This window comes from Parabacteroides sp. AF48-14, assembly GCF_003477465.1.
GTDB lineage: Bacteria > Bacteroidota > Bacteroidia > Bacteroidales > Tannerellaceae > Parabacteroides > Parabacteroides acidifaciens.
The window spans coordinates 108,101-127,111 of record NZ_QUDI01000003.1; the positions used below are offsets into that span (position 1 = coordinate 108,101).

11 protein-coding genes and 2 pseudogenes are annotated in these 19,011 nt (G+C 48.5%); 6 read left to right on the forward strand and 7 right to left on the reverse strand.

Annotated features, from left to right (window positions below; translation table 11 throughout):
• Positions 1 to 7: 7 nt before the first annotated feature.
• The 6 genes and pseudogenes from DW083_RS02550 to DW083_RS02575 form a co-directional block, all read right to left on the reverse strand.
• Entirely contained in the window at positions 8 to 2,407 is a 2,400-nt protein-coding gene (locus DW083_RS02550) for an FtsX-like permease family protein (protein WP_122331322.1), read from the reverse strand.
• Between the two features lie 22 nt (positions 2,408 to 2,429).
• On the reverse strand, positions 2,430 to 4,838 hold the full coding sequence (locus DW083_RS02555; RefSeq protein ID WP_122331323.1) for an ABC transporter permease: 2,409 nt from the start codon (positions 4,836 to 4,838) through the stop codon (positions 2,430 to 2,432).
• Between the two features lie 20 nt (positions 4,839 to 4,858).
• The gene (locus DW083_RS23290; protein WP_122331324.1) at positions 4,859 to 5,548 is read right to left on the reverse strand and encodes a DUF4933 domain-containing protein; all 690 of its coding nucleotides are present in this window, start codon (positions 5,546 to 5,548) and stop codon (positions 4,859 to 4,861) included.
• The gene (locus DW083_RS23295) at positions 5,545 to 6,225 is read right to left on the reverse strand and encodes a DUF4933 domain-containing protein (protein WP_122331325.1); all 681 of its coding nucleotides are present in this window, start codon (positions 6,223 to 6,225) and stop codon (positions 5,545 to 5,547) included. The genes DW083_RS23290 and DW083_RS23295 overlap by 4 nt, the downstream gene beginning before the upstream one ends.
• 15 nt (positions 6,226 to 6,240) lie before the next feature.
• Positions 6,241 to 8,612, reverse strand: a pseudogene (locus DW083_RS02570) (ABC transporter permease).
• Between the two features lie 206 nt (positions 8,613 to 8,818).
• Entirely contained in the window at positions 8,819 to 9,256 is a 438-nt protein-coding gene (locus DW083_RS02575) for a DUF5053 domain-containing protein (protein WP_122331326.1), read from the reverse strand.
• A 426-nt stretch (positions 9,257 to 9,682) separates the two neighbouring features.
• Between DW083_RS02575 and DW083_RS02585 the strand changes: the two genes are divergently transcribed.
• The 4 genes and pseudogenes from DW083_RS02585 (at position 9,683) to gcvP (ending at position 14,766) form a co-directional block, all read left to right on the forward strand.
• Positions 9,683 to 10,534: a DUF3298 and DUF4163 domain-containing protein gene (locus DW083_RS02585; RefSeq protein WP_199659131.1), complete on the forward strand. Its 852-nt coding sequence runs from the start codon at positions 9,683 to 9,685 to the stop codon at positions 10,532 to 10,534.
• A gap of 42 nt (positions 10,535 to 10,576) precedes the next feature.
• Positions 10,577 to 11,266 (forward strand): 16S rRNA (guanine(527)-N(7))-methyltransferase RsmG, encoded by a 690-nt coding sequence (rsmG, locus tag DW083_RS02590; protein WP_122331329.1) that lies wholly within the window; start codon positions 10,577 to 10,579, stop codon positions 11,264 to 11,266.
• Positions 11,263 to 11,901, forward strand: coding sequence for an MBL fold metallo-hydrolase (locus DW083_RS02595; protein ID WP_115501350.1), 639 nt, complete (start codon positions 11,263 to 11,265; stop codon positions 11,899 to 11,901). Before rsmG ends, DW083_RS02595 begins: the two co-directional genes overlap by 4 nt.
• Positions 11,902 to 11,914: 13 nt before the next feature.
• Positions 11,915 to 14,766 (forward strand): annotated as a pseudogene (gene gcvP, locus DW083_RS02600) (aminomethyl-transferring glycine dehydrogenase).
• Positions 14,767 to 14,842: 76 nt separating this feature from the next.
• Here the strand turns inward: gcvP and DW083_RS02605 are convergent.
• Positions 14,843 to 15,463, reverse strand: a complete 621-nt coding sequence (locus DW083_RS02605) for a DUF4923 family protein (protein WP_122331362.1) — start codon at positions 15,461 to 15,463, stop codon at positions 14,843 to 14,845.
• A 147-nt stretch (positions 15,464 to 15,610) separates the two neighbouring features.
• Here DW083_RS02605 and DW083_RS02610 point away from each other — a divergent pair, with 147 nt between their 5' ends.
• The gene (locus DW083_RS02610; protein WP_122331330.1) at positions 15,611 to 17,584 is read left to right on the forward strand and encodes a hypothetical protein; all 1,974 of its coding nucleotides are present in this window, start codon (positions 15,611 to 15,613) and stop codon (positions 17,582 to 17,584) included.
• Positions 17,585 to 17,590: 6 nt separating this feature from the next.
• Entirely contained in the window at positions 17,591 to 18,997 is a 1,407-nt protein-coding gene (locus DW083_RS02615) for an MFS transporter (RefSeq protein ID WP_122331331.1), read from the forward strand.
• The last annotated feature ends 14 nt before the right edge of the window (positions 18,998 to 19,011 follow it).

Genomic DNA, 19,011 nt, shown 5'->3' on the forward strand with positions numbered 1-19,011 from the left:
TTTCTTTTTATTCATAACGTAGTGATGTCACCGGATTCCGGGAAGCGGCACACCAGGTTTGGACAATAACTGTCAGTATGGTAATCAGCAGAATAACCAGTCCCGCCATCGGGAAAAGCCACCAGCCGACCGTTGCCTGATAAGCGAAGTTGCTCAACCAACGAGCCATAAAGAGATAACCCAACGGGCAGGCTATCACAAACGCTACGCCGACCCAAATCATATATTCCCGGCAGAACATCCTCACGATCCGGTCCGAATGAGCACCGTTGACCTTCCGGATACCTATTTCCTTTGTCCGTTGCGCTGTCGAAAGGGCGACCAGACCGAAGACACCCATCATGGCGACAAGAATCGAAAGAATAGTAAAAATAAGGAACACTTGGCTGAGCTGCCGCTCACGGGTATAGTTATTCTTAAGGACACTCTTGAAAAATTGAGGAACAAAAATATGGTTAGGCCGCATCTCTTCATATTTTGTCTTCAGGAAATTCAATGTCTCTGCCTGATTTACAGGAGAAATTTTAACATACATCTTAACAAGTAGTTGATTCGTATAATATATAAATACGGGACGAATTTTTTCCCGTAATGGTTGGTAGTTAAAATCTTTTACGACACCAACTATACGTGAAGTTCCTCGACCGGTAAAATTTAAATCACCCTTCAATATCATACCCACAGGGTTTTCTACATCCAACATTTTCCAAGCTGTTTCATTAATGACAATTGGAGTTACATTATAAGCCCCACTCCAAAATTTATCAGGATCAGCCTCAAACGCTTCACCTTTCACCAATTCCAAGCCTAAAGTTTGGAAGAAGTCCCGGTCTCCAACCAGTCCTACCATCTCCAACGAATCCATCCTTCCAATCTCATCTTGCCAGCTAAATTTCGAAGTTTCCCAACGATATCCTTGTAAAAAATCAGAAAGATCAACACCTATTGTTATGCTTTTTACATGTGAATTCTTCAAAACCTCCTGCTTATAAGGTATAGATTCTTCACGCCAGTCATCTACATCTACCATAACCAGATTTTCCGTATCTAACCCGACATCTGCGTTTTGTAAATAGTGTAACTGTTTAAAGACAACCACCGTTCCGATAATCATCACAATCGAAATCACAAACTGCACGCATACAAGACCTTTCACCAATGCGCCCTTCCTTCCTGTTGCTTGTCCGCCTTTAAAAGCCAGCAAAGGGTTAAACGACGACATATAAAAAGCAGGAAAACTTCCGGCTAAACAACCAATTCCCAAGATTCCGAATAATATGAATAACACCGTCTGCCAATTAAATATCAGCACAATATCTTTTTCGACAAAACGGTTAAACAACGGCAATAATAACTCAGTCAAGGCAAGTGCCAGCAACAACGCCAAGAAAGCCTGTACCAAACTTTCCGAAAGGAACTGTGTAATCAGCATATGGCGTTTTGCTCCTGTCACTTTCCTCACACCGATCTCCTTAAAACGTTGAGAAGCACGTGCAGTCGACAACGTGGTAAAGTTGAACGCACCCATAAAGACAATCAAAGCAGCCAAAGCCGCAAACAAATAGATTTGCTGCATATTACCGTGATTATACACATCATCCGGCTCTTTGAAAGTCGTACGCAGGTGAATATCAGACAATGGTTGGAAATCCAACGGTTTCCCCCATTGTGAATGATCGAGCCATAGATTACGCATTGCCAACCGATCTGCATCAGTCAATTTCTGTCCCTTTTTCAACTGGATATAAACATGCATTCGTTCTGACCAACCCCAATTATTTTCCTCTTCTTTATGATAAGACAAAAAAGAGTTCCAACCGATCAATACATCAAACTGGATATGACTCTTGCGCGGAACTTTCAATACAGCGGCTACTTTATAAGGCCGTTGCTCCCTCCAAAAATTATGAATCACCTCTTTCCCTATAGCCGAAGCATTACCAAACATTCTCTTTGCCGTTTCTTCCGATATTACGATTTGTTGCGGATCTTTCTTCATCAACTTGGGATCACCTGCTACAACCGGGAAATCAAACACATCGAAAAACGTTGTATCCACATACGCCAGTTTCGCCACAATAAAATCATTTCCGAAATGAAAATCAGCTGCATTACTATATTTAATAAATGTAGCATTCTCAACTTTCGGATAATCTTTCCGGAATATTCCACTTAACGGTGTAGCCGTAGACGGAACCTGCCCATCAGCATTCTCAACCTCCCTTATCACCCGGTAAACCTCATTCCTGTTTTTATTAAAATCCTCAAACGTCAACTCATCCACAATCCAAAGATAGATCAGGAAAGCGGCCGTCATCCCGACCACGAAACCCAACATATTGATGGATGAAAACAGAAAACTCCTCTTTATCAGTCGGAGTGCGACTTTTACATAATGTTTCAGCATATCTTTATATCTATTTTATTCTTTATTCATAACGCAATGATCTCACCGGATTCCGGGAAGCGGCACGCCAGGTCTGGACAATAACTGTCAGTATCGTAATCAGCAGAATAACCAGTCCCGCCATCGGGAAAAGCCACCAGCCGACCGTTGCCTGATAAGCAAAGTTGCTCAACCAGCGAGCCATAAAGAGATAACCCAACGGGCAGGCAATCACAAACGCTACGCCGACCCAAATCATATATTCCCGGCAGAACATCCTCACGATCCGGTCCGAATGAGCGCCGTTGACCTTCCGGATACCTATTTCCTTTGTCCGTTGCGCTGTCGAAAGGGCGACCAGACCGAAGACACCCATCATGGCGACAAGAATAGCAAGTACAGTAAAGATCAAAAACATCTGTCCAAGTTGGCGTTCATGGGCATAATTCTGGCGAAGGGCATCCGAGAAAAAACGGTAAGTAAACACATTGTCCGGACGCATCTTCTCATATTCTTCTTTCAGGAACTTCAACGTTTCAGCCTTGTTCACTGGTGATATCTTTATATAAAGGATGTTCAAGAACCGGCGGGAATAATACAAAAAAGCAGGTTTTACCTTTTCCCGCAGAGGTTGGAAGTTAAAGTCTTTCACGACGCCGACTATCCTCGACGTCTCTCCATACCCGCCTTTGTTCTGGAGAAGCATACCGACCGGGTTTTCCACTTGCATCATCCTCCAGGCTGTTTCGTTAATGACGATCGACAACTCTTTCGCATACGCACCCTCCATAAAAGCGTTCTTGTCTGCGCCGAACGGCTTGCCTTTCAGTAGAGTCAGCCCTAATGTCTCCATAAAATCCGCGTCACCGGCCATCCCTACCGCTTTCAACGAATCGACCTGTCCGGTCGCGTCCGCCCAGCTGAAGACACTCTCCTCAAAACTATGTCCCTGAAGATAATTCGAGAGTTCAGCCCCTCCGGTGACCTGTTTCACATTCGGATTTTTCAGTACGGCTTGTTTATAATCGTCTATCCCGTAACCTCCCATATAAGACATCAGGTCGAAGAATCCGCAATCGACCACAATCATATCTTCTTTATCCAACCCTAAATCCGCATTTTGCAGATAATGAAGTTGCCTGAATACGACAGAAGTCGCAAACACCATCGTTATGGCAATGACAAACTGCACGCACACCAACCCTTTGATCAGCAAACCTTTCTTCCCGGTCGCCCGTCCGCCCTTAAAGGCCTGCAACGGATTGAACAACGACATATAGAAAGCTGGGAACGCACCGGCCAGGCAACCGACTCCGATAATCCCGAACAGGACAAACAGCAAAGTCTGCCAACCGAATGTCAACAGGATATCTTTCCCGACAAGGTGATTGAAAAACGGCAACAACAATTCCGTCAGTGCCAATGCCAGAACCAGCGAGAGAAAAGCTTGTACCAGGCTCTCCGCCAGGAATTGCACCACCAGCGTCTTACGCTTCGCCCCCGTCACCTTCCGCACTCCGACTTCCTTGAAGCGCAGGGAAGCGCGTGCCGTAGACAAGGTTGTAAAATTGAACGCTCCCATAAAGATAATCAGTGCAGCCAGAACCATAAACAGATAGATCTGGGACATATTCCCATGATTATCCACTTCCGGGTCTTTAAAAGAAGTATGCAAATGGATATCTTCCAAAGGCTGGAACACCAGAGATTTCCCTTTTTCATCATGGCTGAGCCAGACGCGCCCCATCTTCTCCCGGTCGGCGTCGGACAAAACCGTTCCCTTCCTTAATTGGACATACACGGTTGTCCCCTCGGTAAAATCCCAACCGACCGGAGCCGGATAAGCCTGTTCGCTCAACAACACTTCAAACTTTATATGACTTTTACGCGGGATTTCCAGGACAGCCGCCACCTTATAGCGGAATGTTTGCCCCAGGAACCGGCAAGTCACTTCCCTGCCGACAGCCGATGTTTCGCCAAACAGCTTCCGTGCAGCCGATTCGGCCAGCACGATCTGTTGCGGGTCCCGTTTCATCAGTGCAGGATCGCCGGCAACGACCGGAAAGCTGAAAAGATCAAAGAAAGTAGTATCCACATACATGTATTTAGCCTCGATCAGGTTCGCTCCCGAATGCAGATTCAAAGTTCCGAAGTTCAGCGTAAAAGTAGCATTCTCCACCTGCGGGAACTCATCCCGGAAGGCTTTGCTCAACGGCGCCACCGTATAGGCAGATTCCTTCACCTCTCCGCCGGCATCTTGTTCTACCGCAATTACCCGGTAGATCGAATCCCTGTTCTTCTGAAAATCTTCAAACGTCAACTCGTCCACAATCCAGAGATAAATCAGGAAAGCGGCAGTCATCCCTATCACAAAGCCTAACATATTGATAGACGAGAACAGGAAACTCCGTTTTATCAACCGGAGGGCGACTTTGACATAGTGTTTCAACATCTCTAATCCTCTTAAAATAGTTATCGTACTGTTATTAAAACCATTTCTTTATCCTCCAACCCTTGCAATGCTGGAATTTTCGATAGCCGGTCGGCAGGAACCGCACGTTTCAACGCACGCCCGATCAGCAGCATATAAGGCTGCCCGTTCATCTGTATCTTAGGCCAATAACCGATACCTCCGTCCAAATCGTTCGGGATAAGTCCGGGAACCGTCTTTTTTGTTTTGTCGACAAAAGAATAGAGCTCGCCGTTTTTCTTATTATAAATAACCTGAAAGAACTTGACTGTTCCGGCATTCCGGGTGTTCGGGCAATCATGGTTCTGTGTCAGGCTAAGAAACAGGTAGTCATCCGTTTCCGTGAGGTTATGAACCAGATATTTATCCGATAAATCGACAGCAGGATTCAGCCCTTCCGCACGGGTTGCCTGATGCGTACCGAAATCGATCTTATAGGCAGGACGGAACGTAGACGCATCCAAAATACGGAACAAGGTGTCGGTATAGGCCAACCGGAAACACTCCTGCCCTTTATATTTATAGAGATCGCTGCTCTCGGCATTCCTGATAGTCCCTTTCATCGCCTTAAACTCACCGCTCCCCGGAGCAAAATAGCATAGTGTATCTCCGTTGGCAGCAAACGTATAAAGCGCATTCAGACTTTCCCGATACAGTGCAAAGCCATTCTTAACAGTAAAAACACGCGCTATCCGGCAAAAACATTCGGCTCATCCTTCGTTTTAAGCCATTTCGGCAAATCATTCAGATCCATCGGAGAAGAACGCTGTCGTAATTCCGCCAATGGAATACGCGACGTGTACATTACAAAACTTTTATTCTTCTTATCTTCCAAAAAGAACTGGCAATAAACGGAGCGGGAAGACGGATCGTAATCATAACTCTTCAGCATAGAGTGCGGACTGTATCCTTCAAAATCACCGGACGACATAAACTCAACATCGTTCTTTATCAGCAGCTTGTCTTTCTTCAAGTTTTTATCCAGCCACCATAATCCCTCCGCACAAATCACCAAGTAGCCGTCCTCCACCGGAGTGAACGAAGCATCTATTCCATGTTCGAATACACCAATCCGGTGATAGACAATCTCTTTCCCGAAGTCACTCAACTTTACAGGCCGGACATTCCGCAATGCCGCCTCGATATCCAGATGAATCAAAGGTTCGCTCCGGTCCAGCTTTGCCGCATAACGGATTCCGGCTGGCGGTACGTGGCCTTCCGTCATCACCGAAGATGTATCTGCGACTTCCACCTCGGAAACCTGTTCCATCTCCGAAAATAGTTCATCCTTACTCAGATTCGGGTTCTTATTCTTACAACTGCTGCCCAACGACACGAGCAGGCAAAGAGCAAAATAAATCAGTTTCATATCTTCTTCTTATTATTATTCATATCGTAATGACTTGACCGGATTCTGTGAAGCAGACCGGTAACTCTGGCCGATAACGGTCAGGAGCGTAATCAACAGGATAATCAGGCCTGCCAACGGAAACAACCACCAGCTCAACGTCGTCCGGTAAGCAAAACCTGCCAGCCAGTTGTGCATCAGAAAGTATGCGACCGGACATGCCACCACAAATGCAATCGCAAGCTTCAGCATATATTCCCGACAGAACATCTTGACAATCCGTTCCGTATGCGCCCCGTTCACTTTACGAATCCCGATCTCCTTCGTCCGCTGCTGCGCCGAAAGGGCGACCAGTCCGAACACGCCCATCATCGCTATGAGGATCGCAATAAAAGTAAATATCAACGAGACGTATCCCTGTTGCCGTTCCGGAGCATAAGTCCGGGACAAAGCATCGTCAAAAAACTCATAAGTGAAGAACTGCCCCGGGTTCATCCGTTCATATAGTTCTTTCAGAAAACGTATCGTCTCCGCTTTATTCTCCGGAGCTATTTTAAAATGGAGGGAATACATATTTTCAGGAGTATAGAAGATACATACAGGCAGGATCGGCTTCCGCAAAGGCGAAAAGTTAAAGTCTTTCACCACACCTACAATCTTTCCTAAATTTGTTTCTATCCCGATCGGGTCTTCTACGTGCATCTGCTTCCAGGCTGTTTCATTGATCATTACCATGCGGTTCTCATACCTCCAATAGGCGTCATAATCCGATTTCAGGCTTCTCCTTTCAATATCTGAATGCCGTACGTCTTCACAAAGTCGCCGTCAGCAAAGAGAAAAGCAGCCTTCATTTTACTCATTTCGTCATTCGTCTGCCAGGTAAATTCCTTTAAGGATTCTACGTCATAACCTTCCAGATAATTATCTATTTGCGTGCCCATCGACACGCTCTTCACATTCGGATTTTTCAGGACTTCCTTTTTATAAGCGTCTACCTCATACCAAAGATTTGTCTTGACGGAAACGATGTTCTCTTTGTCCAACCCTAAATCCTTATGCTGCATATAATACAGCTGTTTGAATATAACCGACGTACAGATCACCAACAAGATAGCAATGAAAAACTGTACACAAACCAACCCTTTAATGAAATCGCCTTTCTTTCCGGATATCTTCCCGCCTTTAAATGCCAGTAAAGGATTGAGGGACGACATATACAAGGCAGGATAACTTCCCGCCAAAACCCCGATTCCTAATATGCCCAGCAAGATAAACCAAACAACTTCCCACGAAAAGACCAACCGGATATCCTTTCCGACAAACATATTAAAGAACGGCAACAACAATTCGGTCAACGCCAAAGCCAGCACGAGGGAAAGAAAAGCCTGCACGATACTTTCCGACAGGAATTGCATCACCAGCGCCTGCCGCTTGGCGCCGCACACCTTTCGCGCCCCAATCTCCCGAAATCGCAAAGAGGCACGCGCCGTCGACAAAGTCGTAAAATTGAACGCTCCCATAAAAATAACCAACAACGCCAGTGCCGAGAACAGCCAGATCAGCGAAAGGCTTCCGTGGTTCCTGACCGCCACATCTTCAAAGTTCGTATGCAGATGGATTTCTTTCAAAGGTTGGAACATCAGATAAACATCATCTCCCGTATGTTCCTTCATCAGCAGGCTCATCCGTTTTCGATCCGCATAAGTCATCCTTATATTTCCCATCTTAACATAAACTAAGGCTTCTGTAAAAGGTCCCCATGACGAACCAAACACGATATTACTGCCTTTCAGATATTCACTGCCGGTGAAAAAAATATCCGCCTGGATATGAGACTTACGCGGTACGGCTATGACCGCCGCCACTTTATAATACGCCACCGGGCCGTAATAAACACCCTGAAACTCCTTTCCGACGGCATTATCCGTACCAAACAGCTTACGCGCCATCCGGTCGGAAATCACAACAGAGGCCGGTTCGGTATGAATCCGGTTCGGATCGCCGGACAAGACAGGGAAACTAAAAAAACGAAAGAAAGTCGTATCGACGTAGGCGACATCCGCCTCATATTGCTTTTCTCCCAAAAAGAAAGGGCGTTGTCCTTCTCTACGGATAAAAGTCGCATCCTCGACTTGCGGGAACTCTTTGCGAAAAGCATTGCTCAACGCGGCACTTCCCCCGTTTCCTTTGTTCACAAGCCGGCCGTCATCAAATTTATCGACTGTCACCACCCGATAAATAGAGTCCGCATCTTTCTGGAAATCTTCAAATGTCAACTCATCCACCACCCAGAGGTAAATCAGGAAAGCAGCCGTCATCCCCAATACAAAACCCAGCATATTGATAGACGAAAACAAAAAACTCCGTTTTATCAGCCGGAGTGCGACCTTTACATAATGTTTAAACATAGACACAGTATTTGTTTAATACAAATAATAACGCAAAGACCATGCCATTTCCGGAAAATCCTAATTAGCAATCAAATAAGAACAACACCCTTTAAGACGATTGTACGAATTCGTACGCCGTACGTGCAAAAACGCACAAACGAAAGAAAAATAAAAAGCCCGGCACAATGAAGTGACCGGACTTTCTTTAATTGATAATGTCAGTATCAATGAACGCCCAATTCAAGAGCTGTATTTCGTATGTCTCCGCTCAAGTCAAATAAAGCTTTCTGCAATTGACCTAATTCTTCCGGAGTAAATTGAACTTCTTTTCCGTTTACAAGGAAGTTATTCAGGCGTTGATTCAGCCACGAACGGCTTTTCCCAAAGTACGTTTTCGCAATATAACTCCATGAAACTGCATCGTAAACTTTTTCCAACACCTTTCTCAATCGAGTTTCCCGGATTAAGACATCGACTTTATCAATGTCTTCATTAATACATTCCAACATGATATCTGCAATCATCCGGGCTTCCTCCGGTGTCTTATGAGCCACATATTGGTCTATATACTCTTGAAAAGAACTCCTCGCGTTTTCTTCCAAGTTATTAAACTTCTCTCTCATTAAGAGAAAATCTTTTTTTAATTCTTCGTAGCCAGCCATATATAAACCTTCTTTTTTAGTCAGTTCGCTCCCCACTAAGGGGGAGCTTGGATTAACCTTTCAACTCTTCCATCAGAATCAAACGTTTGTCTAACAAAACATCCAATCTTCTAAAGAGTTCTTCTTTCGACACACCTTGCTTTTGCAAAGTTTCCCAGTAAGAAGAATAAACAACAGATTGTTATCTAATTGTCTTATTTGAGCCTTTAGCTCCTTTTCTTGGTTCATCGTTATTGAACTGACAACACAAAGGTAATATACATTTGTATATACAACAAGCATTTCGAAGATTATTTTTACTCTATTTCCGTATATTGAAGCATATCGATCCGCCCGCAAAGAAAATTTAAAAAGGAAGCATTCGTTTATTAAAAGATAATAGCGTACATTTGCATCATAAAGTATTATCTAAAATCTATGATTCCGATGAGTACACAAATATGCAAAAGTCTGATTGTATGTTTCCTTTTGGGTGTGTTTGTAACAAGCTGTAACACCAGTACAAAACAGACGGCGGACAATGAAATCAAGTTCGATTCCATCCGGGTAGAAAAGACATACCACCTGTTAGAGAATCCGGATAATCCCAATTGTGACTTCCAATTAAACTTCATCTATCCGGTCAAATTCGCAAACAAAGAGATACTGAAGAAGATCCAAGACGACTTCGTTCTCTCCTACTTTGGGGAAAACTATGAAAATCTGTCACCGGAAGATGCAGCAGCCAAATACACGGAAGATTATCTGGATGCCTACAAGGAGTTGGAAACCGACTTCAAGGCCGAGTTGGAGAAAAAAGACGATCTGCCGGTCGGAGCCTGGTTCTCTTATTATGAATCATCGTCCGACGAAATCGCCTACAACCAGAATGATATTCTGAGCTATATCGTGAGATTTGAGAATTACACAGGTGGAGCGCATGGAGCGCACGCATATAATAATCATGTGATCAACCTCAAAACAGGCAATGCGATCACGGAAGAAGACATCTTTATCGATAACTTCCAAGACAGCCTCGCCCAGATACTGGTCGACCATATTGCCAAGCAAAACAATGTGGAGAATGCAAAAGACCTGGAAAACATCGGTTTCTTCAGTGTCGAAGAAATCTTTCCGAACGGCAATTTCCTGATCGACGGGAACGGGATCACCTATACATTCAATGAATATGAGATAGCAGCCTATGTCGTAGGGGCTACAAACGTATTTCTTCCTTATGATGAAATCCAGTATTTGTTGAAGAAAGACAGCCCGGTTTCGAAGTTAATTGAGAATTAAGAATTAAAAAGTAAGAAATAATACTTCATATACCTATCGTTAATGGAGCTTATCAACACAAACGAAACACAGTCGACCGCCAACGAACAATCGGCAGTTGTCAATAGCCAATTGTCTATTCTAAAAGCCTATTTTCCGGAACTGACGGACGGGCAGCAAGCACAGATAGACGCCTTATTTCCCCTATATGCGGACTGGAACGCTAAAATCAATGTGATTTCGCGCAAAGATATAGAGAATCTCTATCTGCATCATGTCCTCCACTCGTTAGGGCTGACGAAGATGTTGCGGTTCAAAGACGGATCAACCGTGATGGACATCGGTACGGGAGGCGGTTTTCCCGGTATCCCGTTGGCAATCCTGATGCCGGACGTGCAATTCCATCTGGTGGACAGCATCGGGAAAAAGATCAAAGTCGGACAAGCCGTTGCCGAAGCGATCGGCCTGAAAAACGTCACCTTCCGCCACTGCCGCGCCGAGGAGGAAAAGGGGCTTTTCGACTTTGTCGTGAGCCGCGCCGTCATGCCGCTTGCCGATCTGGTGAAAATTGCCCGTAAGAATATTAAAAAGGAACAACAAAATGCTCTTCCGAATGGTTTGATTTGTTTGAAGGGAGGGGAATTACAGCATGAAATATTGCCATTCCGCAATCAAGCTGTCAGTCTCAACCTGAGTGACCATTTTAAAGAAGAATTTTTCCAAACTAAAAAAGTAGTGTACGTACCGTTATGATTACAATAAAATCGTTCGAGTTTAACTATTTCCAGGAAAACACATTCCTGTTGTATGACGAAACACGCGAAGCCGTGCTGATCGACTGTGGCTGTTGCCGCAAGGAAGAGGAAAAGGAGTTGAGCGACTTCATTTCCGAGAACAAACTGACGCTAAAGCATCTGCTTTGTACGCATCTGCATGTGGATCATGTGTTCGGGAACGGTTTTATACACAAGACATACGGACTCAACCCGGAAGCCAACAAGCTGGATGTAGAGAAGCTGCCTTCGCCTGACGAACAGGCCAAACTGTTTGGGCTACGCCAGCACGTGGAAAACGTTCCGGTAGAAAAATATATTGTCGGAGGCGAAATCATCAAGTTCGGGACATCCGAGCTGCAGGTGCTGACCGTTCCCGGACATTCTCCCGGCAGTGTTGCTTTCTATAATAAAAAAAACGGCTTTGCTATTGTCGGCGACGCCTTGTTTGCCGGAAGCATCGGCCGTACGGACCTCTGGGGTGGAAACCAGGAAGTGCTGGTAGCTGCCATCCGCGACAAACTCCTCTCCCTGCCCGACGAGACCGTCATCTATCCGGGGCACGGACCGGAGACGAGAGTCTTCGACGAAAAGTTTAATAATCCCTATTTATAAACTACATAATATTATGGACACAAATAAATTTGTAAACCGTCACGTAGGTATTTCGGCGGAAGACATTCCTTCCATGCTGCAAGCCATCGGTGTTAAGTCGGTTGACGAGCTGATCGATCAGACCATCCCGTCCAACATCCGCTTGAAAGAGCCGCTTAACCTTCCCGAACCCATGACAGAACGCGAGTTTGCCGAACACATCTCGGAACTGGCTTCCAAAAACGAAGTTTTCACTTCTTACATCGGAATGGGCTGGTACGACACTGTTTGCCCGGCTCCTATCCAGCGTAATGTATTCGAGAATCCGGTTTGGTACACTTCGTACACGCCTTATCAGGCAGAAGTGTCGCAGGGCCGCTTGGAAGCGCTGCTGAATTTCCAGACAGTTGTTTGCGAACTGACAGGTCTGCCCCTGGCAAACTGCTCGCTGCTTGACGAAGCGACTGCCGCAGCCGAAGCTGCAACCATGTTCTATGGAAGCCGGAGCCGCGCACAGGCAAAAGCCGGAGCCAACACGCTGTTCGTAGACGAAAACGTATTTGCCTCAACATTGGCAGTTATCCACACCCGCATGATTCCGCAAGGCATCCGGGTTGTTACGGGTGACTATAAGACATTCGAATTTACGCCGGATGTATTCGGTGCGATCGTACAGTATCCGAATGCCGACGGTTCAATTGAAGACTATGCAGCCTTTATCGCACGTGCCAACGCAAATGAGACCCGCGTAGCCGTTGCTGCCGACCTGATGAGCCTCGTCTTGCTGACTCCTCCGGGAGAATGGGGCGCGGACGTGGTGTTCGGAAGCAGCCAGCGCTTCGGTATTCCGATGTTCTACGGCGGTCCGTCTGCTGCCTTCTTTGCGACAAAGGACGAGTATAAACGCTCCATCCCCGGACGCATCATCGGTATTTCCAAAGATGCTTACGGACATGCCGCTTACCGCCTGGCATTGCAGACACGCGAACAGCATATCAAACGCGAGAAAGCGACTTCCAATATTTGTACGGCCCAAGCCTTGCTTGCCACCATGTCCGGCTTCTACGCCGTTTATCACGGAGCCGAAGGCTTGAAGAACATTGCCGGACGCATCCACGCCTCTGCCGGATTCCTGGCCGGGGAACTGGAAAAGCTGGGCTACAAACAATTGAACAAGGACTATTTCGACACGCTGAAGATCCAGCTTCCGGAACATGTTTCAATCAATGCACTCCGCGAAATCGCATTGGAATGCAAAGTAAACCTGCGCTATTTCGAAGCCGGACAGGTGGGCGTCAGCCTGGATGAAACGACACAGCCGACTGATATCGGCGTATTGCTGTACATCTTCGCCGGTGCCGCCGGAAAAGATTATATGCTGAAAGAAGCTGTTCCCGAAAAGACTTACTTCGATCCGAAATTCGCCCGCACATCCGACTTCCTGCAGGAAGACGTGTTCAAGAAATATCATACCGAAACGGAGCTGATGCGCTACATCACCCGTCTGGGCCGCAAAGATATCTCATTGGCACAGTCCATGATTTCCTTAGGTTCCTGCACCATGAAGCTGAATCCGGCTTCCAGCATGCTGCCGCTCAGCCGTCCGGAATTTATGAATATCCATCCGTATGCACCGGAAGACCAGGTAGAAGGCTACAAGGAACTGATCGAAAACCTGTCCGCTTACCTGTGTGAGATTACAGGCTTCAAGGGTTGCACGTTCCAGCCTAATTCGGGTGCAGCCGGTGAATATGCCGGTCTGCGCGTGATCCGCGCTTATCTGGAAAGCATCGGACAAGGACATCGCAATGTCGTTCTGCTTCCGGCTTCCGCCCACGGGACAAACCCGGCAAGTGCCATCCAATGCGGTTTCACGACTGTCACGGTGAAGTGTGACGATAAAGGGAACATCGACCTCGAAGACTTCCGCGCAAAGGCTGAAGCCAACAAGGATAATCTGGCTGCCAGCATGATCACATATCCGTCTACTCACGGTATCTTCGAAGTGGACATCAAAGAAATGTGCGACATTGTCCACGCTTGCGGCGGTCAGCTCTATATGGACGGCGCCAATATGAACGCACAGGTCGGCTTGACCAACCCGGGAACGATCGGGCTGACGTCTGCCACCTGAACCTGCATAAGACTTTCTCTTCTCCTCACGGAGGCGGCGGCCCCGGTGTGGGTCCGATCTGCGTAGCCGAACATCTGGTTCCGTTCCTGCCGCAACATCCGGTTTTGTGGGGAAGCGAACTGAACACGGTATCCGCCGCTCCTTATGGCAGCGCCGGTATTCTACCGATCACGTACGCTTATATCCGCATGTTAGGAACAGAAGGTCTGGAAACAGTCACTAAGACAGCAATCCTGAATGCGAATTATCTGGCAGCCAAGCTGAAAGATACATACGGAATCGTTTACACCGGTGCAACAGGCCGCGTGGGTCACGAACTGATCTTAGAATGCCGCACGGTGAAAGAACGCTCCGGCATCGACGAGGGCGATATCGCCAAGCGTTTGATGGACTTCGGCTATCATGCACCGACACTTTCTTTCCCGGTTCACGGCACACTGATGGTCGAACCGACCGAAAGCGAAAGCAAAGCCGAACTGGATCGTTTCGTCGAAGTGCTGGAATGCATCTGGGATGAAATCAAGGAAGTGGAAGAAGGAAAGGCTTCGAAGGAAGACAACGTACTGAAAAACGCTCCCCACCCGGAATACGAAGTAACGGCCGACGAATGGAAACACGAATATCCGCGCAGTAAAGCAGCCTTCCCGCTGGAATGGTTGCACGACAGCAAATTCTGGATCAACGTTGCCCGCGTAGACAACGCATATGGCGACCGTAACCTAATCCCGACGCTCTGCGCATGTGACATTTAAGGGCCATCATCTTTCCAAATAAAAAAGCCAGGGAATGTATCATTACAAACCCTGGCTTCTTTTTTATGTATTTACTTTATTTCTTCAATTCAAATCCCAGCATCATCCCGTCATACTGGCTTGCCAGCTTGTTCAGCGTCTGCAAAGTCGTATTCTTGGAAACGGCAGAGAGCTTCGTCAGGAAATCCAGCAGTTTGTCCGCATCGAAAAGCAGTGAAAGCTCGTCATTGGAAAGGACGACATGCGCCGTCATGGTAGTCAGTTTCGACTTGCCGATCTTCCCGTAATGTAGCTCCATCGTCTTCTCGTCCGGATTAAAGGAATAAGTTCCCTTCAGCGTCTTGCCCTTCAGGACATTCGTGAACGTGCTGTCCGAATTGAATGTGTAGTTGAATGCACCTTCCACGATTCCGACTTTGGCGCAATATTCCTTCAGCTTCTTCTCCATCTCGGAAGCAGCCACACTCGCCGCCACATTCTTCAAGGCATTATCCCCTTCGAGCTGGATACCGGGATTCACGTACGTCCAGGTCCCCGCCAGATTTTCCACTGTCAGCTTCTTGCCCCCGGTCACAGCAGTGACGGCGTCTTTCACGGCTGCCGAGTTCAAAATATCCTTAATAGATTGCCCGTACGCTGCATCTGACACAGACAATATGCCGCACACGGCAATGCCCAAAACCCAATTCTTTTTCATTTTCATCTATCCTTATTCACGTTTATGTCCTGCAAAGATACGAATATTATCCCTACATTTGTAACCGGACAATGATTCCTGAAGATGAATAAATCCAATCTAAATAATACGAATAACATGGTAAAACTAACTAAACACATCTGCCTTATGCTGGTCTGTACACTTGCCTGCCTGAACGGTCACGCAGAGATCGATCCGCCGGTCGTCCAGTCGATCATCCAGTCTCTTACCGCCAAAGACGGCAAGAACAAGGAAGCCATCGAAAAAGGAGTCCGCCAAGCCGCCCGCCTCTGGCAGGAATCCGACGGAAGCGCTGAAGCATTCAAAGCCTTCTGCGAAAAGAACTACATCGCCGACCCGGCCGAGAAAGAACAAGTATTCCTGAAAATCAGCGACTATATGGAAGGCATCAGCGGCTACTTCAACGAGATGTCCCTCCGCCTGATGAAGAACCTGCACCAGCCGACCGGCCCGCTCCACGCCGTCGATGAGATGTTCGGCTCCTACAGCCCGGGCACCCATCTGCAGGACGACTTCTATCAAAACAAAATCGCATTCATCGTCATGCTCAACTTCCCCCATTACACGCTGGAAGAGAAAGAGCAATTGGGCTCCGACCGGAAGGCCTGGGCTTATGCCCGCCTGGGCGACATGTTCACCGAACGCATCCCGGCGACAGCCCTGCAAGCCGCCGGCAATGCGGAAAGCGATGCCGACATCTACATCTCGGCCTACAATATTTATATGGGCCATGTGTTGAACAAAAAAGGGGAACTGTTGTTTCCTAAAGACATGATCCTGCTTTCGCACTGGAACCTGCGCGACGAGATAAAGGCCAACTACAACAAAGGAAAAGAAGGCCTCGACAAACAGCGCACCGTCTACGAAGTGATGAAGCGGATTATTGCGCAGGACATCCCTGTCGAAGTCATCAACTCCGGCAAATACGAATGGGACCCGTACGCAAACCAAATCACACTGGACGGGAAACAGGTGCAGGGAACGCCCGAATTGACCACCCGCTACCAGAAGATGCTGAACAACTTCAAGGCCATGCAGGAGATTGACAAATATACGGGCAACACCTTTATTGACCGGAAGTTCTCGGAAGACATGGAAGTGTCGCTGGCAGACGTGGAGAAACTGTTCGACGAATTCCTCTCCGCCCCGGAGCTGAAAGCCGTCGGCAAAATGATCTCCAAACGCCTCGGCCGCAAGTTAGAAGCCTACGACATCTGGTACGACGGCTTCAAGGCGCGCAGCAACCTGGACGAGACGAAGCTGAACGAACAGACGCAAGCCCTCTATCCCAACGCCGAAGCGCTGGATAAAGACCTGCCGAACATCCTGCAAAAAGCCGGCTTCGCGCCCGAACGCGCCCGCTACCTGGCCGACAAGATCACGGTCGACGCCGCCCGCGGCTCCGGCCACGCCTGGGGAGCAGCCATGAAGGGACAACAATCCCACCTGCGCACCCGCATCCCGGAAACCGGCATGGATTATAAGGGCTACAACATCGCCATCCATGAGTTCGGACACAACGTGGAGCAGACCTTGTCCATGTACGACGTGGATTATTACATGCTGAGCGGCGTGCCCAACACGGCCTTCACCGAAGCCTTAGCCTTCGTCTTCCAGAAACGGGACCTGGAACTGTTAGGCATCGCAGACAAGAACCCGGACAAGCAGGCGATGGACGTCCTGGACAAGATATGGAGCATGTACGAAATATGCGGCGTCTCCATGCTGGACATCTCCGTCTGGAAATGGATGTATGCGCATCCCGACGCAACGGCGGGACAACTGAAAGAAGCAACGATCTCCCTGTCCAAGGAGATATGGAATAAATATTATGCTCCCGTTTTCGGCGTGAAAGACGAGACGGTGCTGGCTGTCTACTCGCACATGATCAGCTATCCGCTGTATCTGTCGGCCTACGCCTTCGGGCAGATCATCGAGTTCCAGCTGGACCAGTACCTGGAAGGAAAAGACTTCGCCACCGAGGTCGAACGCATCTTCCGCCAGGGACGCCTGACGCCCAACCGATGGATGCAGGAAGCGACCGGCAGCCCGCTGACAGTCGAACCGATGCTGCATGCCGTACGGGAAGTGATTAAATAGAAAAGAATGATATCTGCCAATCGAGCAATAACAGTAAACGAAACCGACGGACTGCCGCTGCCCAAGCGCTACTGGGCGATCCTCGCCACGGCCTTGGGCGTCGGTATGTCCGTAATCGACGGGACAATCGCCAACGTCGCCCTGCCGACCATTGCACGCGACTTAGGGACGGAACCGTCCGTCACCATCTGGGTCGTGAACGCCTATCAGTTAGCCATCACGATCTCACTTCTCTCCTTCTCTTCCCTCGGAGACATCTACGGCTACCGGCGCATCTACCTGTCGGGCATCGCCCTGTTCAGCGTCACTTCCCTGATCTGCGCCCTGTCGGGTTCTTTCTGGACACTGACGGCAGCCCGCATCCTGCAAGGATTCGGGGCGGCCGCCATCACCAGCGTGAACACGGCGTTGCTGCGCATTATCTATCCGAAAAAGTTTCTGGGCAGAGGCATGGGGCTCAATGCCCTCGTCGTCGCCGTCTCGATAGCGGCCGGCCCGACCATCGCATCGGCCATCCTGTCGCTCGGCTCGTGGCACTGGCTGTTCGCCGTCAATGTGCCGTTAGGCATTGCCGCCCTTATGATCGGCCTCTCCCATCTGCCCCAGAATCCGGTCAAGACCTACGGCAGGCGCTTCGACAAGACAAGCTGCCTGATGAACGCGCTGACCTTCGGGCTCCTAATCTTCTCGTTAGAAGGGATTGCCCATAAGAAAAGCGCCGTCCTGATCGTCTGCGGAGTCGTGGCGTTAGGGGTCATCGGCTTCTTCTTCGTCCGCCGCCAGCTGCGCCAGCGCTTCCCACTGCTCCCTGTCGACCTGATGCGGATACCGATCTTCTCGCTCTCCATCGGGACCTCGATCAGCTCGTTCACGGCACAGATGTTAGCGATGATCTCCCTGCCCTTCTTCTTCCAGAACACGTTAGGACGAAGCGATGTCGCCACCGGACTGCTCCTGACACCCTGGCCGCTGGCCACCATGATCATGGCGCCGACAGCCGGACGCCTGGTCGAAAAGATACATCCGGGAATCTTAGGCGGCATCGGCATGAGCATATTCGCCACCGGACTGTTCCTGCTCGCCACGTTGCCGACCCATCCGACCGATATAGAAATCATCTGGCGCCTGTTTGTCTGCGGGGCAGGCTTCGGCCTCTTCCAGACGCCCAACAACAGCACCATCATCTCCTCCGCTCCCACCAACCGAAGCGGCGGGGCGAGCGGCATGTTGGGCACGGCCCGCCTGTTGGGACAGACGTTAGGCGCCACGCTGGTCGCCATGATGTTCAACCTCGTCCCCAACCACAGCACCCAGGCTTGCCTCTACCTGGCCGGGACATTTGCCATCGTTGCCGGGATCGTCAGTTGCCTGCGCATCTCCGAACCGGCTCCGCTGAAAAGGAAAATCGAGTAGGAGGAAAACGAAGT